Source organism: Rhizobium sp. BT-226, from assembly GCF_025847085.2.
Lineage (GTDB): Bacteria > Pseudomonadota > Alphaproteobacteria > Rhizobiales > Rhizobiaceae > Rhizobium > Rhizobium sophorae.
The window spans coordinates 1-14,397 of record NZ_JAOYTI010000003.1 but is presented as its reverse complement, the minus strand read 5'-3'; the positions used below and the strand labels follow the sequence as shown (position 1 = coordinate 14,397).

Annotated in this window: 15 protein-coding genes; 5 read left to right on the top strand and 10 right to left on the bottom strand. The window is 62.7% G+C overall.

Annotated features, from left to right (window positions below; all coding sequences use genetic code 11):
- Nucleotides 1-24: 24 nt before the first annotated feature.
- The 8 genes from eutC to OIU37_RS19535 all read right to left on the bottom strand — a co-directional run bounded on the left by eutC (nucleotide 25) and on the right by OIU37_RS19535 (nucleotide 7,480).
- The gene (gene eutC / locus OIU37_RS19570) at nucleotides 25-1,017 is read right to left on the bottom strand and encodes an ectoine utilization protein EutC (protein WP_240603877.1); all 993 of its coding nucleotides are present in this window, start codon (nucleotides 1,015-1,017) and stop codon (nucleotides 25-27) included.
- Nucleotides 1,014-2,015 (bottom strand): hydroxyectoine utilization dehydratase EutB, encoded by a 1,002-nt coding sequence (gene eutB / locus OIU37_RS19565; RefSeq protein WP_264258514.1) that lies wholly within the window; start codon nucleotides 2,013-2,015, stop codon nucleotides 1,014-1,016. Before eutB ends, eutC begins: the two co-directional genes overlap by 4 nt.
- Before the next feature lie 4 nt (nucleotides 2,016-2,019).
- Nucleotides 2,020-2,799 (bottom strand): ectoine utilization protein EutA, encoded by a 780-nt coding sequence (gene eutA / locus OIU37_RS19560; RefSeq protein ID WP_264258513.1) that lies wholly within the window; start codon nucleotides 2,797-2,799, stop codon nucleotides 2,020-2,022.
- Nucleotides 2,800-2,801: 2 nt separating this feature from the next.
- The gene (ehuD, locus tag OIU37_RS19555; RefSeq protein ID WP_003550192.1) at nucleotides 2,802-3,461 is read right to left on the bottom strand and encodes an ectoine/hydroxyectoine ABC transporter permease subunit EhuD; all 660 of its coding nucleotides are present in this window, start codon (nucleotides 3,459-3,461) and stop codon (nucleotides 2,802-2,804) included.
- A gap of 4 nt (nucleotides 3,462-3,465) precedes the next feature.
- On the bottom strand, nucleotides 3,466-4,125 hold the full coding sequence (gene ehuC / locus OIU37_RS19550; protein ID WP_240603880.1) for an ectoine/hydroxyectoine ABC transporter permease subunit EhuC: 660 nt from the start codon (nucleotides 4,123-4,125) through the stop codon (nucleotides 3,466-3,468).
- A gap of 156 nt (nucleotides 4,126-4,281) precedes the next feature.
- Nucleotides 4,282-5,130: an ectoine/hydroxyectoine ABC transporter substrate-binding protein EhuB gene (gene ehuB, locus OIU37_RS19545; protein ID WP_264258512.1), complete on the bottom strand. Its 849-nt coding sequence runs from the start codon at nucleotides 5,128-5,130 to the stop codon at nucleotides 4,282-4,284.
- Nucleotides 5,131-5,186: 56 nt separating this feature from the next.
- On the bottom strand, nucleotides 5,187-5,972 hold the full coding sequence (gene ehuA / locus OIU37_RS19540) for an ectoine/hydroxyectoine ABC transporter ATP-binding protein EhuA (protein WP_240603882.1): 786 nt from the start codon (nucleotides 5,970-5,972) through the stop codon (nucleotides 5,187-5,189).
- Between the two features lie 122 nt (nucleotides 5,973-6,094).
- A complete protein-coding gene (locus OIU37_RS19535; RefSeq protein WP_264258511.1) occupies nucleotides 6,095-7,480 on the bottom strand; it encodes a PLP-dependent aminotransferase family protein in 1,386 nt (461 codons plus the stop codon).
- Between the two features lie 100 nt (nucleotides 7,481-7,580).
- Between OIU37_RS19535 and OIU37_RS19530 the strand changes: the two genes are divergently transcribed.
- The 5 genes from OIU37_RS19530 to OIU37_RS19510 all read left to right on the top strand — a co-directional run bounded on the left by OIU37_RS19530 (nucleotide 7,581) and on the right by OIU37_RS19510 (nucleotide 12,760).
- Nucleotides 7,581-8,078 carry an Lrp/AsnC family transcriptional regulator gene (locus OIU37_RS19530; protein WP_264258510.1) on the top strand — a complete coding sequence of 166 codons (498 nt, stop codon included), beginning with the start codon at nucleotides 7,581-7,583 and terminating at the stop codon, nucleotides 8,076-8,078.
- A gap of 120 nt (nucleotides 8,079-8,198) precedes the next feature.
- Nucleotides 8,199-9,695 carry an NAD-dependent succinate-semialdehyde dehydrogenase gene (locus tag OIU37_RS19525; protein ID WP_264258509.1) on the top strand — a complete coding sequence of 499 codons (1,497 nt, stop codon included), beginning with the start codon at nucleotides 8,199-8,201 and terminating at the stop codon, nucleotides 9,693-9,695.
- 43 nt (nucleotides 9,696-9,738) lie between these two features.
- Nucleotides 9,739-11,118 carry an aspartate aminotransferase family protein gene (locus OIU37_RS19520; protein ID WP_264258508.1) on the top strand — a complete coding sequence of 460 codons (1,380 nt, stop codon included), beginning with the start codon at nucleotides 9,739-9,741 and terminating at the stop codon, nucleotides 11,116-11,118.
- Nucleotides 11,119-11,132: 14 nt separating this feature from the next.
- On the top strand, nucleotides 11,133-12,206 hold the full coding sequence (locus tag OIU37_RS19515) for an alcohol dehydrogenase family protein (RefSeq protein ID WP_264258507.1): 1,074 nt from the start codon (nucleotides 11,133-11,135) through the stop codon (nucleotides 12,204-12,206).
- 158 nt (nucleotides 12,207-12,364) lie between these two features.
- Complete coding sequence (locus OIU37_RS19510; protein WP_171603089.1) at nucleotides 12,365-12,760, top strand: DUF4112 domain-containing protein; 396 nt, start codon at nucleotides 12,365-12,367, stop codon at nucleotides 12,758-12,760.
- Nucleotides 12,761-12,813: 53 nt separating this feature from the next.
- On the opposite strand, the gene OIU37_RS19505 is transcribed toward OIU37_RS19510, so the two are convergent.
- On the bottom strand, nucleotides 12,814-13,851 hold the full coding sequence (locus OIU37_RS19505; protein WP_182211465.1) for a Gfo/Idh/MocA family protein: 1,038 nt from the start codon (nucleotides 13,849-13,851) through the stop codon (nucleotides 12,814-12,816).
- A gap of 162 nt (nucleotides 13,852-14,013) precedes the next feature.
- Nucleotides 14,014-14,397, bottom strand: a 384-nt coding sequence (locus tag OIU37_RS19500) for a ThuA domain-containing protein (protein WP_264258506.1), incomplete at its 5' end; no start/stop codon positions are given.

Sequence of the window (14,397 nt, the reverse complement as noted above, 5' to 3'; positions counted from 1 at the left end):
CCTTCTTTTCCGGCGCCGCGCCGGTCAGCTTTCGAACGTGGTCCCTGCATTTGCCGTGCCGGCGCGGGCAAAGGCGAGCGTGGCGATGGCGGTGTCCTGGATGCCGGTCCCGGTCAGGTCCGCAATGGTGATCTGGTCGTCGCGCATCCGTCCCGGAGTCCGGCCGGCGACGATCTGGCCGAGCTCGGCAAAGACCGCATCGCCTGCGACCAGCCCAGCATCGATTGCGTGATGCAACTCGCCGAGGCGCCGCGTCTGCTTCAGGCTGTCGGCGACGTAGAGGCCGGCACCCGCAATGGCGGCCGGATCGATCTCGTTCTTGTGTTCCGCGTCCGAGCCCATCGCCGTCAGATGTTGTCCGGGTTCCAGCCACCCGGCCCCGATGATCGGGGTTTCCGACGGCGTGGTGGTGACGATGAGATCAGCGCCGATCATTGCGCCTCTGGCGTCCGCTGTCGCGGTGATGGGAAAGCCGAGCTTTGCGGCCAATTCGGCTGCCACGCTTTGCGCCTTGGCCGCATCGCGCGCCCATATCCTCGCCTCGCGGATGGGGCGAACCAGCGTCAGTGCTTCGAGCTGCAGCCGCGCCTGCATGCCCGCACCGCAGATCGCGGCCACGGATGCATTTTCCCGCGATAGATGTTTTGCCGCGACGGCGCCGGCTGCTGCGGTGCGCACGTCGGTGAGATAGCCGTTGTCCAAGAGCAGCGCCTGCACCAGCCCGGTCCGGCTCGACAGCAGCACCATCATGCCGTTGGTACTCGGCAGGCCGAGCTTGGGGTTGTCGAAGAAGCCGGGGCTGATCTTGATCGCGAAGCCCTCGATGCCGGGCACATAGGCCGTCTTCACATCGACTTCGCCGCGATATTCCGGAATGTCGAGCCGCAGGATCGGCGGCATGGCGACAGCCTTGGTCGCAAGCGCTGCGAAAGCGGCCTCGACGCAATCAACCGCATCGCGATCAAGCGCGATGACTTTCCTCAGTTCCGCTTCCGTCAGAATGAGCATCCGGCTCATGGTCTCTCCTCCCCACAGAGTGCCGCCTTGCCATTGATCACCCGCCGGTGCTGTTCCATGTCGACATTCTGCCCGGACAGGATCACGACGATGGGACCGTCGCCCCAGATTTTCCCGGCAAGCAGCGCCGCAATACCGACGGCGCCAGCGCCTTCGACGACCTGGCGTTCAGCGGCATAGGCATGGCGCATGCCAGCGGCGATTTCCGCTTCCGTCAGCAGGATGACCTCGTCGAGAAGGTCGCGGCACATGGCATAGGTCACGCTGTTGTCGAGGCCGATGCCGCCGCCGAGCGAGTCGGCAAGGCTCGCCACTTCCTCGACCTGCACCGGCCGTCCGGCATCGAGGCTTGCCTTCATCGCGGCACCCTTCTCCATCGTCAGACCAATCACCTTGGTCGCCGGACTGATGCCTTTGACCGCTGCGGCAACGCCGGCCGCAAGGCCGCCGCCCGAGAGCGGCACCAGCACGATTGCCGCCGCCGGCAAGGTGTCGATGATTTCGAGCCCCAGTGTTCCCTGCCCGGCCACAACATCGGGATGGTCGAAGGGCGGGACCATCACCAGCCCCTCCTCACGAACCAGCCGGTCGACGTCCTGTTGCGCCTCGTCCTGCGATGATCCGATAATGCGGACATCGGCACCGAGGCGGCGGATTTCCGAAACCTTGTTCTCCGGCACCAGCCGCGACATGCAGATGGTCGCGACGGCACCTTCCGCCTTTGCCGCATAGGCAAGCGCCCGGCCGTGATTTCCGGTCGAGGCCGCGACCACGCCACGCGAGCGCTCGGCCGGCGACAAGGAGAGCACAGCATTGGTCGCCCCACGCAGCTTGAAGCTGCCGGTCGTCTGGTGATGCTCAAGCTTGAGATGGACTGGGACGCCGACCAGTTCGCCAAGGGAAAAGGACTGCACCATCGGCGTGCCGATCACGCGGCCGGCAATCCGCCGCGCCGCAGCGCGGATATCCTCCAGCGAAACGGGCAAGGTGCTCACCATGATCTCAGCCTTCCCGATAGGGCTTGGTCATCAATTGACCGAGTTCTGGCCGCGCCCGATCATCGGCGCAAAGCCGCAGGCAAGCCCAGGCGGTCGCGAGATTGCTGGTGACCACCGGCTTGCCGATTTCAGCCTCGATCCGGGCCGCGACCTCTGCTGCCCGCACGGCCGTACAAGAGATAAACAGCGCGTCCGACTGCGGCGCCAGCGCCTGGCATGCGAAGGCGACGATCTCGTCCGGTGCGATCCGCGCCATCTCGCGGTCATCGGTCAGGCCGAGACAGGTGAAGCGGTCGATCGCAAAGCCGAGCTTCGCGAAATAATCCGCCATCGGCCGGCTGGTGTCGATCGTATAGGGCGTCAGCACCGAAATCCGTTTAGCGCCCAGCGCCTTCAGGCCGGTAACGGCGGCAGCCGTCGGCGTCACGACGGGAACGCCTGGCTTGGCCGCATGGATCGCCGCCTCGATGTTCCGGTCGCCGATCACCACCGAGGCGGAGGTGCAGGAATAGACGATGGCATCGAGCGCCTCGTCCGGCAGGATCAGCGCTGCGCCTTCGGTCAGCGACGGCTGCATCCTCAAGAGGTTTTCCGGTGTGACCGGATTGGCATAATGGATGCGGCTGACATAGACGCCGAGGCGATCGCCGGCGACCATGCGCTGGAAATCGACTTCCGTCGTGTGGTCCGTCGCGAGGATGACCAGCCCGATGCGCTTTTCCAGCGGCCGGTCCTCCAGTCGCGGCAGCCGGCCGGCGGGAATGATTTCGATCTTTGCGCTCATGGTCAGTCATCCATCCTGGCGTAACGTTCCTCGAGCCAGCGCAAACCCACCACCGAGATCAGGCTGATGACGAGGAAGAAGACGCCGACCAGCGTCATCGGCTCGATGTAGCGGTAATTGCTGTTGGCGATGCTCTTTGCCTGGTTCATCAGTTCGAGCACGGTGATCGCCGAAAGCAGCGGCGTCTCCTTGAACATGGCGATGAAGTAATTGGCGAGCGCCGGGATCATCGGTGGGATCGCCTGCGGCAGGATCACGTGGATCCAGGCCTGGCGCGTCGACAGATTGGTGGCCTTGGCTGCCTCCCATTGTCCGCGCGGCACGTTCTCGATGCCGGCGCGATAGACCTCGGCGGTATAGGTCGCATAGTGAATGCCCATACCGATGACGCCGGCGACCAGCGGCGCCAACCGGATGCCGATATCCGGCAGCACGTAGAAGATGAAGTAGAGCTGCACCAGCAATGGCGTACCGCGGATAAATTCCGAGACGAAGGCGACCGTCCTGGAAATGCCGGCGACCGGTGAGCGCCGCGCAATGGCGAGCCCCAGGCCGACGATCATGGCGACGGCAGCGCCGAGGATGGTGGCGAGAAGAGTGATCTTGAACCCTTCGAGAAGGGTCGGCATGATCTGCCAGACGAAGTCCCAATCCCATTCCATCTGATCAGGTCCTTATGCCATCGAGGCTGCGCGCCATTCGCCGCTCCAGCCAGCGCATCGTCGCGGAGATCGCCGAGGCCATGAGAAAATAGAGGATGAGGATCGTTGCGAAGGGCACCAGCGTATTGCCGGTTTGCGCCCGCACCACCTGCGCCTGGAAGGTCATATCCGTCAGCGAGATCAGCGAGACGACGGCCGTGCCCTTCAGGAGTTCGATCGCATTGTTGCAGAAGGTCGGCAGCATCAGCGGCAGCGCCTGCGGCAGGATGACGTGGCGCATGCGCTGGTATCGCGACAGGTTGAGCGCGATGCAGGCTTCCGACTGTTCGCGCCCGACGGCCTTGACGGCGCCGCGCACCACTTCCGCCGCATAGGCGCCGACATTCAGCCCGAGCGCCAGCACGCCCGCCTGCAGCGGCGTCAGGGTCAAGCCCGCAAAAGGCAACACGAAATAGACCCAGAAGAGCTGGACGAAGATCGAGGTGCCGCGGAAGAACTCGATATAAGCCGTCGCCAGAGCCCGCACGGCGAAGAAGCGCGACAGGCGGCCGAGGCCCGCCACGAAGGCCATCACCAGCGCCAGCGCAGACCCCATGATCGTCAGTTCGAGCGTCACCAGGGCGCCCTCAAGGATCAGTGTCAGATAGCCGGACCATACCGCCATCGGCAACTCTCTTCCTAGATCATGTCGCGCAAGGGGGTGCAGCGGTTTTGCGACAACGACATGCGTAAAAACAAGGACCTAAAGCGCGACGCGCTTTGGGTGATCGTTGGGGGACAATCCGGCCATGCCCATGGCATGGCCGGCTGTTCACCTCGTTTACTTCGCCGCGGAGCAGAGCTTTTCGCGGCTCGTCGACATCGCCGCCTTGGCCGAGAAGCCGTAGGGCTCGATGATCTTGGCGAATTCGCCCGATTCCTTCAGCTTCTTCAGCTCGACATCGAAGGCGTCGCGGAGCGCAACGTCCTGCTTGCGGAAGGCAGCGCCATCGCAATAGACCGGCGCATTGACGACGGGAGCGACGGTTTCGAGGTTTGGATCGTTCGCCTTGGCCATCAGGTCGTGGATCGACAGAACTGGCAGCGAGTAGACGTCGATGCGGCCGTCCTGCAGCATCTTAATGCCGCTCTGTCCATCCGGCACGACGATGACGCGATCGCGCGGCACGCCGGCCTCGAGCGCCAGTTTCTCCTCGGTGCCGCCGCCCGGCGCGCCGATCTTGGCATCAGGATTGTCGGCGATGTCCTTGTAGCTCGTCAGCTTCAGCGGGTTGCCCTTCTTGAGAGCGAAAGCTTCAGCGTCGCAGAGGATCGGTTCGGAATAGGCGACGGCGTTGCAGCGCTCGGGCTTCATGAAGAGGCCTGCGGTAATCGCGTCGTGGCGGCCGGCCTGCAGGCCGGGGATCATCGCGCCATACTCCGAGATCGAGGCGACCACTTCCTTGACGCCCAGCTTTTCGAAGATTGCGCGCGCCACATCGGGTGCGGCGCCGGACACTTTGCCGTCGGCGCCGACAGCGGTGAACGGCGGCTCATTGGCGATGGCGATGCGCGCAAAGCCTTGCTCCTTCAGCTGCTCGAGCTTGTCATCGGCGGCGTAGGCAGGCGTAGCCGCTGTGATCAGAAGCACCGACAGGCTGGCGGCGCTCAAAAGATATCCTGCTTTCATCGTTCCCAACTCCTCTGATTTTCCTTGAGTTTTGTTCTTGCGGGCAGTGTCTGAGGTCAGACGCGGTGCCCCGCCGCAATGATCTTGCGCAGGAAAGTCTGCGTCCTCTCCTGCGTCGGATTGCGAAAGATGTCGCCCGGCTTGCCTTCCTCGACGATCTTGCCGCGATCGAAGAACAGCACGCGGTCGGCGAAATCATGGGCAAAGCCCATCTCATGCGTGACGAGAAGCATGGTCATGTCGGTCTCGGAGGCGAGCCGCCGCATGACGTTCAGCACCTCCTCGACCAGCTCCGGATCGAGCGCCGAAGTCACCTCGTCAAACAGCATGATCTTCGGCGACAGCGCCAGCGCCCTGGCAATGGCGACGCGCTGCTTCTGCCCGCCGGAAAGCTGTGCCGGGACGCTTTTAGCCTTGTCGGCCAGGCCGACCATATCGAGAAGCTCCATCGCCCGCTTTTCGGCCACGGGCCGCTTGATGCCCTTCGTCAGCATCGGCGCCAGCGTCACGTTGTCGAGCACGCATTTATGCGGGAACAGATTGAAATGCTGAAAGACCATGCCGATCTTTTCGCGCATGCGATGCAGATGCCGTTCATCGGCCGGCACCAGCCCACTGCTATCGGGCATGTGGTAGAGCTGTTCGCCGTCGACCTCGATATGGCCGCCGCTGATCGTCTCCAAAGTCATCAGAATGCGCAGGATCGTCGTCTTGCCGGAGCCGGATGGCCCGATCAGCGCCAGCTTCTCGCCCGGCATGACGTTCATCGACAGGCCGTCGAGCACGGTCAGCGGGCCGTATTTCTTGACGATATTGTCGATGCGGATGATGGGCGGAAGCATTCATGTCTCTCCCTGTTGAGACAAGCAATGTCCTAACGATGACGGTCCATCAAAATCATGTCAATTCGTAAAATAATATCATGACAATTATTCTGCGCATGCTCAAACGCAAGGCATCTGCATCAGATCGCAAGCAACAGCTCTTCCGGATTTCCTAGCGCCAACGAGGCGACGATGCCGAGCCCCGTCCGCAACTCGCTTTCGGTCGTCGAACCAAGCGAGATGCGCACGGCTGGCGTCCAGCCCTGATCGCCGGTGTGGAACGATTTGCCGGGCGCGATCGCCACGCCGCGCAGCCTTGCCTGCGATACGAAACCATCCTCCGTATGGTTGCCGGAGAGCGGCAGCCAGACGTGCAGGCTTTGCGGATGCGCCCGGTACGGCAGGCCGGCCAGCATCTCCGCCGCGATCGCGTGCCGGCTCAAAAGGGCGCGGCGCTGCCAGTTGACCAGTTCCATCGCCGTGCCGTCGCTGACCCAGCGGGTGGCGATCTCGGCCATGGCAGGCGTCGCCATCCAGTTGGAAACGAGATGCCGGTTGGCGACGGCGGCGACATAGCGGTCGGGTGCGGTGAGATAGCCGATCCGCAAGCCAGGAACGGTAATTTTCGTGAAGCTCGTGACGTAGAGTGTCCGCTCCGGCGCAAACGCGGCCATCGGCGGCGCGCGGTTCTCGACCATCGGGCCGAGAATATCGTTTTCGATAATCGCGATATCATGCTTCGCAGCGACGGTAGCAAGCGCCTGCCTGCGCTCCGCGCTCATCAGCGCCGCCATCGGATTGATCACCGAGGGCTGCAGGAATATTGCCCGGATCGGTCCCTTCCGGCAGGCTTCATCCAGCGCCTCGGGGATCATGCCCTCCTCGTCGATCGCCAGCCCTTCCAGGTGCAGACCGAGATAGGTGGAGAGCGGAACGAGCGTATGATGGCTGATCGCTTCGGTCGCAACCGTCGAGCCGGGCGGGGCGACGCTCATCAGCGCCACCGTCATGCCCGATGTCGCACCGTTCGTCACGCTGATGTTCAGCGGTGATACCTCCAGCCCGCAGCGCGCCAGCCATTCCGTGGCGACCGCGCGGTGGCGCGGAAACACCATGTTCGGCCTGAACGAAAGGGCCGAGCTGGAAGGCAGGTTTTCCGAAAGCCAGCCGAAGGCCTGCCGCAGCCTTTCCAAATGGATCTGCTCGCAGACCGGTTTCAGGATCGACAGATCGATCACCTCGCCCAGCCGTTCCGGCAGGTAGGGCGGTTCCGGCTCGCGCGGCCTGGTCTGGACGAAGCTGCCGCGTCCGATCTCGCCGGAGATCAGCCCCCGGCGGATCAGCTCGTCATAGGCGCGGCTGACCGTCTGCACCGAGAGATGCAGATCGTCCGCCATCTTGCGATGCGGCGGCAATTGTGTGCCATCGGTGAGCTTGCCGTCCGTGATGGCGTTTGCGATCTGCTCGGCAAGCGAGAGATAGGCCGGACGGCGGAGTTGCGAGGGATCGGGGCGCCACTTTGTCATGATTTTGACACTGCTGAAAATCAGTTCAATTGACAATGCAAAAATGCGCTCCCATTGTCTTTTCCCTGCGTTTGAAATGATTTCTTCTTAAGAAGGCACCATGAAGCTCGACGCCATCGACCTGCGCATTCTCGACGCCGTCCAGCGCGACGGCCGCATCACCAAGCTGGCGCTGGCCGAAAAGGCCGGACTGTCGCCGACACCGTGCTGGATGCGGCTGCGCAAGCTCGAAAAGGCCGGGATCATCACGGGCTATCACGCACGCGTCGCGCCGCGGCGGATCGCGCCGGTCGCCAGCGTGATGATGGAAGTGACGCTCGCCAATCATCGCCAGGCGGATTTCGAGCGCTTCGAGCGCGCCGTGAGCGCAATCCCAGAGATCGTTGCCTGCTGGTCGGTCGGCGGCGGCGTCGATTACATTCTGAAGATCATCGCGCCCGATATCGACGCCTATCAGCGGCTGGTCGACGGGCTTCTCGACCGCGAACTCGGCATCGACCGCTACTTCACCTACATCGTCACCAAGACGGTGAAGGAGGAAACAGTCCTTCCGGTCTCTTCCTTCACTGCCGCCGGCGAAGAACAGACCTCGCCGTAGACAATCTCTCTGCAAAGCCGCCGTCCTTTAGACCATCTCTCTCTTTTCGCATCCGCCAACAGACAATCTCTCGCCCGCTCCCGTGGAAGACTGACGTCAACCGCCACGAGGAGAATGGACATGACCGCCGTTTTTGCCCGCCCCGCCTATCATGACGCGCTGTCGCGCCTTGCCGACCGTCATCTCCTGCGCGATCTCGCCTATGTCGACGGCCGGTGGATCACCGGCAAATCAGGGAAAAGCTTCGAGGTCACCGATCCCGCCTCTTCGGCGACGCTGGCCTGGGTTGCGAGCCTCGGCGCCGATGAGACGGCGGTGGCAATCGATGCAGCGTCGGAGGCTTTCGCCGGCTGGCGCGCGATGCTGCCGCAGGGCCGCGCGGCGATCCTGCGCAAATGGCATGAGCTGATGCTTGCAGCCAAGGAGGATCTGGCGCTGATCATGACGCTCGAACAGGGCAAGCCGCTTGCGGAATCGCGTGGCGAGATCGATTACGCTGCCTCCTTCGTCGAATGGTATGCCGAAGAAGGCAAGCGGCTGAACGCCGAGAGCGTCACCAGCCATCTGCCCGGCGCGGAAATGATCGTCCGGCGCGAGGCGCTCGGCGTCGTCGGCATCGTCACGCCCTGGAATTTCCCCTCTGCCATGCTCACCCGAAAGGCTGCCGCAGCGCTGGCCGCCGGCTGCACGGTCATTGCCCACCCCTCCTCCGAGACGCCGCTTTCGGCACTGGCGCTTGCCGAGCTCGGCGAGCGGGCCGGCATTCCAGCCGGCGTCTTCAACGTGGTCACCGGCAATGCCGCAACGATCGTCGGACGGATGTGCACCGACACCCGCGTGCGCGCCATGAGCTTTACCGGCTCCACCGCAATCGGACGGCTGATCGCCGCCCAGTGCGCGCCGACCCTGAAGCGGCTGGTGATGGAACTCGGCGGCCACGCCCCGCTGATCATCTTCGACGACGCCGAGATCGAAAAGGCCGTCGAGATCGCCGTCAACGCCAAGTTTGCCACATCAGGCCAGGATTGCCTCGCCGCCAATCGCATTTTCGTCCAGCGGCGGATCGCCGATGCCTTTACCAAGGCCTTCGCAGACCGCATTGCCGAACTGAAGGTTGGTCCGGGGCTCGAGGATGGCGCCGAGATCGGGCCGCTGATGCATGAACGCGCCGACGCCAAAGTCGAGGAGCAGGTCTCCGACGCGCTGACGCGTGGCGCACGGCTCGTCACCGGCGGCAAGCGCCATAAGGCCGGCCGGCTTTTCTACGAGCCGACGCTGCTGACCGATGTGCCGGCGGATGCGCTGATCATGCGTGAGGAGACTTTCGGGCCGGTGGCGGCCATTACCACTTTCGACACCGAAGAAGAGGTCATCGCCCGCGCCAACGATACCGAATATGGCCTCGTCGCCTATATCGTCACAGAAAACGGCGCCCGGCAGATGCGCCTCGGCCGCGCACTGGAATACGGCATGGTGGCCGTCAACCGGGTTAAGATCACCGGCGCTCCAATTCCCTTCGGTGGCTGGAAGCAGTCCGGTCTCGGCCGCGAGGGTTCACGCCACGGCCTCGAGGCCTTCACCGAGCTCAAATATCTCTGCATCGACACGGCCGCCTGACCCCATTTCAAGCGAGCCCCCATTTCAAGAAAGAGGCTACGACATGCTCGACAGAAGCAACGAACTCACCGCCTGGGACCGCGATCACTTCTTCCACCCATCGACCCATATGGGCGGGCATGCCCGCGGCGAGACGCCGACCCGTATCGTCGCCGGCGGCGAAGGCGTCTACATCACCGACACGACAGGCCGCAAAAGCCTCGACGCCTTTGCCGGCCTGTATTGCGTCAATGTCGGCTACGGCCGCCAGAAGATTGCCGATGCGATCGCCGAACAGGCGAAGAACCTCGCCTATTACCACGCCTATGTCGGCCACGGCACGGAAGCCTCGATTACGCTGTCGAAAATGATCATCGACCGCGCCCCCACCGGCATGAGCCGCGTCTATTTCGGTCTTTCGGGCTCGGACGCCAACGAGACCAACATCAAGCTCATCTGGTTTTACAACAACATTCTCGGCCGTCCGGAAAAGAAGAAGATCATCTCGCGCTGGCGCGGTTATCACGGCTCCGGCGTCATGACCGGCAGCCTCACCGGCCTGGCGCTCTTCCATAATGCTTTCGATCTGCCGCGGGCGCCGGTGCTGCACACCGAGGCTCCCTATTATTTCCGCCGCCCCGACCGGTCGATGAGCGAGGAGCAGTTCTCGCAATATTGCGCCGACAAGCTCGAGGAGATGATCATTGCCGAAGGCCCGGAAACGATCGCCGCCTTCATCGGCGAACCCATCCTCGGCACCGGCGGCATCGTGCCGCCGCCGAAAACCTACTGGCAGAAGATCCAGGCCGTGCTCGACAAATATGACATCCTGCTCATCGCCGATGAAGTCGTCACCGGCTTCGGCCGCCTCGGCACAATGTTCGGCTCGGATCATTACGGCATGAAGCCGGAGCTGATCACCATCGCCAAGGGCCTGACCTCAGCCTACGCTCCCCTTTCCGGCACGATCGTTTCGAACAAGATGTGGCAAGTCCTGGTGCAGGGTTCCGATCAGTTGGGGGCGATCGGTCACGGCTGGACCTACTCCGCCCATCCGATCTGTGCTGCTGCAGGCATTGCCAATCTCGAACTGATCGACGAACTCGGCATCGTCGAGAATGCCGGCACGACCGGCGCCTATTTCCGCTCGGAACTCGCAAAGGCGGTCGGCGGCCACCGAAACGTCGGCGAAGTCCGCGGCGACGGGCTGATGGCGGCCGTCGAATTCGTCGAGGACAAGGACGACCGCACATTCTTCGATGCCGGCCGCAAGATCGGCCCGCAGGTTGCCTCCGCCCTGCTCGAACGCGGCGTCATCGGCCGCGCCATGCCGCAGGGCGACATCCTCGGCTTCGCCCCGCCGCTCTGCCTGACACGCGAGGAGGCCGACATCGTGGTCAAGGCCGCGGCGGATGCGATCGAAACCGTCTTCAAGACCATCTGAGGGAGAAGATCAGCATGACGATCCCGGAAAAGATGGCGGCCGTATTGCTTACCGGCCATGGCGGTCTGGACAAGCTCGTCTATGACAGGGACGTGCCCGTCCCGAGACCCGCGGACGGCGAGGTTCTAATCCGCGTTACGGCCTGCGGCATGAACAATACCGACGTCTGGGTCCGCCAAGGCGCCTATGGCACCGAGGACGATCCGTCCGCCGTCTCCACTTGGCGCAGGCAAGGCAATACGCTAACATTCCCGCGCATTCAGGGCACCGATACGGTGGGGGATATCGTCGGCGTCGGAGCCGGCGTCAATCCGGCGCGCATCGGCGAACGCGTCATGGTCGACTTCTCGATCTACAACCGCGACGACGACAGCCTCGCCGACATCGATTACATGGGCCATGGCCGCGACGGCGGTTATGCCGAATACATGGCACTGCCGGCCGAGAACGCCTATGTCGTCGCAACCGATCTGACCGACGTCGAACTCGCCACCTTCTGCTGCGCCTATCTGACCGGCGAGCGCATGCTGGAACGGGCAAGGCTTGTCGCTGGCGAACGCGTCCTCGTCACAGGCGCCTCGGGTGGCGTCGGCTCGGCGATCATCCAGCTCGCGCGCGCTCGCGGCGCCATCCCGATCGCGGTCGCCGGCCCCGGCAAGGAGGCGGCGATGCTCGATATCGGCGCCGATGCGGTCGTGACCCGCGGCAAGGGCGATCTCGTCGCAGCCGTCCATTCCGCCAGCCGTGGCCAGCCGATCGATGTCGTCGCCGATCTCGTCGGCGGGCCGCTGTTCAACGATCTCCTGAAGATCCTGCGCCCCGAAGGCCGCTACACGACAGCCGGCGCCATCGCCGGCCCGGTCGTTCAGCTCGATTTGCGGACCATGTATCTGAAACAGCTGGAGCTGCACGGCTCGAGCCAGGGAAGCCGCGCCGACTTTCGCCGGATCGTCGGCTATATCGAAAGCCGGAAGATTCGGCCTCTCGTAGGTGGTGTCTATCCGCTGTCGGAATTCCACCGCGCGCAGACCGATTTCATGGCGAAGAACTTCGTGGGCAAATTGGTCGTGGTTCCCGACGAGAGATGATCTGCATCGCCCCGCAGACGAACCTTATCGGGTTTGCGGCGTTTCCCGGCCATGAAAAACCCGTACGATTGCGGCGAGCACTCGCTGTGCCGGATGATGGAAGGCTTCCTTTCATTCTCGACGGAGGCGCAGCGATCCGTCGCGCGGCAGGACCACTGATGTCAGCTTCCAATGCCACGAGATACCCCACCTCTTCCGAACTCGAAAGAATTCGCCGCGCTGCCCGTATCGCTCGGCTTATGGACACTGCCATCCGCCTGCCCGTCATCGGTGTGAGGATCGGCGCCGACTCTGTGCTCGGCCTCCTTCCAGCCGTCGGCGACGTTGCCACGTCACTCATCGGTCTTTACATTCTCAATGAGGCGCGGCGTCTCGGCATTCCCAACGACAAGCTTGCACGCATGGCTGTCAATCTCGGCATCGATGCGGCCGGCGGTTCGGTTCCATTGCTCGGCGATCTCTTCGACGTCTACTTCAAATCGCATCGCCGCAACGTCGGCATCATCCTCGAGCACTTCGGCATCAGCGAAGATGATCTTAACCAGCGAACTTGATAAGATCATCGTGCTTTGCAATTCCCCTGCCGACGAACCTGTGTGAGGCCGGTCTAAAGTTCAGTCAGAGCGCCCGCCGTCTTCACTGCATGGTCAAGAACGAATTGCAGCTTGGCTGCGTGGCCGAAACCAGGCTCATCCGGCTGCCCCTTTTGCACGGCATTTGCAAAACGCTGGAAATTGGTGATAACCGGTTCGACCTCGATCTTACGCCAGATTGCCTTGTCGGCATCAGGACCTTCACAGGCCCTGAGCGTCGAACCTTCAGGCGTATGCACCACCTCCAGCGCGCCCTTGTCTCCATGCAGGCGCAGCCGCAATTCGTTCAGATGGCCAGTCGCCCAGCGCGTTGCGTGGATGACGCCAGCAGCACCGTTTTCGAGTTCAGCCATCATCAAGAAGCTGTCGTTAGCGTCGAGATCATACTCGCCGATCCGGTTCCCGGGGCTCTTGTCGAACACCTTAAGATGCGATGCGGCGGCCTTGACGTTACTTCCGGCGGCAAAAACCGCGAAGTCGAGGATATGGATACCGACATCGCCCAGCACGCCATTGGAGCCGTGCTTTGTCGACAACCGCCAAAGCCATTGCGATTCCTTGGTCCAGTCGCCCCACGCCTTTGAGACCAGCCAGCTCTGGAGATAGGACGCTTCGAAGTGGCGGATCGCGCCGAGGCGTCCGTCCAACACCATCTTACGCGCTGCTTGCAGCGGCGCTACATTACGATAGGTAAGGTTTACCATCGTGACCTTGCCGGACGCAGCGGCTGCGTCGGCCATCTCTTTGGCTTCGCGGTAGTTGACCGCCAGCGGCTTCTCGCAGAGGACATGCTTGCCGGCGCCGAGTATCTTCATTGTCGTGGAATAATGCGCGCGATCCGGCGTGACATTGGTCACGGCGTCAAACTCTCCCCATGCAAGGGCGTCATCAAGCGACGTGAAAGTAAGTGGGATACCATGCCTGAGCGCGAAGGCCCGCAGCCGGACCTCGTCGGTATCGACAGCAGCAACAATTTTTACGTCGGTGATTTCGGAAAAATTCATGGCATGGGTATTTGCCCATCCTCCGGTTCCGAGAATGATCAAGCGCATTTTTGTCCTCATGGTCGTTTATAGAAATCATTGGCTCCAAAACCGTCGTCCTTCACAAGCGCCAGATGGTCTGGCCAAATGGAGAGCGACGACTATCAGCGCAGTGTTTTCCCGGGCCGACCGCACGCGTGGCGTCCACGCCCAAGGAGATGTTTCAGTTCCTCAGCGGTAACCGGCTTCGCCGGCCTGGTGCAGTCTCGGGCCGCGTTCGACGATCGGCTCCAGTGCTTTTTCTACCGGGACATTTGGAGCATCGGTAATGCTCGTCAACGACCCCTCAGGGTTATAGGCCCACTTCACGCCATTGATCAGCACCTTCTGGACATTGACGTCGTGATAGGTCGGATAGGTTTCGTGGCCGGGGCGGAAATAGAAGATGTTGCCGGCGCCACGGCGCCAGGTCAGGCCCGAGCGGAACACTTCGCCGCCCTGGAACCAGGAGATGAACACCGTTTCGAGCGGTTCCGGCACCGAAAACTGCTCGCCGTACATTTCCTCGTTCTCAAGCTCGAAATGCTCGCCGATGCCGGCGGCGATCGGATGGCG

Bases quoted from the DNA above. Each gene is read 5' to 3' on its own strand.
- eutB (WP_264258514.1), bottom strand. From the start codon at position 2,015: ATGGTGAGCACCTTGCCCGTTTCGCTGGAGGATATCCGCGCTGCGGCG.
- OIU37_RS19505 (WP_182211465.1), bottom strand. From the start codon at position 13,851: ATGCGCTTGATCATTCTCGGAACCGGAGGATGGGCAAATACCCATGCC.
- ehuC (WP_240603880.1), bottom strand. From the start codon at position 4,125: ATGGCGGTATGGTCCGGCTATCTGACACTGATCCTTGAGGGCGCCCTG.
- ehuA (WP_240603882.1), bottom strand. From the start codon at position 5,972: ATGCTTCCGCCCATCATCCGCATCGACAATATCGTCAAGAAATACGGC.
- OIU37_RS19515 (WP_264258507.1), top strand. From the start codon at position 11,133: ATGACGATCCCGGAAAAGATGGCGGCCGTATTGCTTACCGGCCATGGC.
- OIU37_RS19535 (WP_264258511.1), bottom strand. From the start codon at position 7,480: ATGACAAAGTGGCGCCCCGATCCCTCGCAACTCCGCCGTCCGGCCTAT.
- ehuB (WP_264258512.1), bottom strand. From the start codon at position 5,130: ATGAAAGCAGGATATCTTTTGAGCGCCGCCAGCCTGTCGGTGCTTCTG.
- OIU37_RS19530 (WP_264258510.1), top strand. From the start codon at position 7,581: ATGAAGCTCGACGCCATCGACCTGCGCATTCTCGACGCCGTCCAGCGC.
- OIU37_RS19525 (WP_264258509.1), top strand. From the start codon at position 8,199: ATGACCGCCGTTTTTGCCCGCCCCGCCTATCATGACGCGCTGTCGCGC.
- ehuD (WP_003550192.1), bottom strand. From the start codon at position 3,461: ATGGAATGGGATTGGGACTTCGTCTGGCAGATCATGCCGACCCTTCTC.
- eutA (WP_264258513.1), bottom strand. From the start codon at position 2,799: ATGAGCGCAAAGATCGAAATCATTCCCGCCGGCCGGCTGCCGCGACTG.
- OIU37_RS19520 (WP_264258508.1), top strand. From the start codon at position 9,739: ATGCTCGACAGAAGCAACGAACTCACCGCCTGGGACCGCGATCACTTC.
- eutC (WP_240603877.1), bottom strand. From the start codon at position 1,017: ATGAGCCGGATGCTCATTCTGACGGAAGCGGAACTGAGGAAAGTCATC.
- OIU37_RS19510 (WP_171603089.1), top strand. From the start codon at position 12,365: ATGTCAGCTTCCAATGCCACGAGATACCCCACCTCTTCCGAACTCGAA.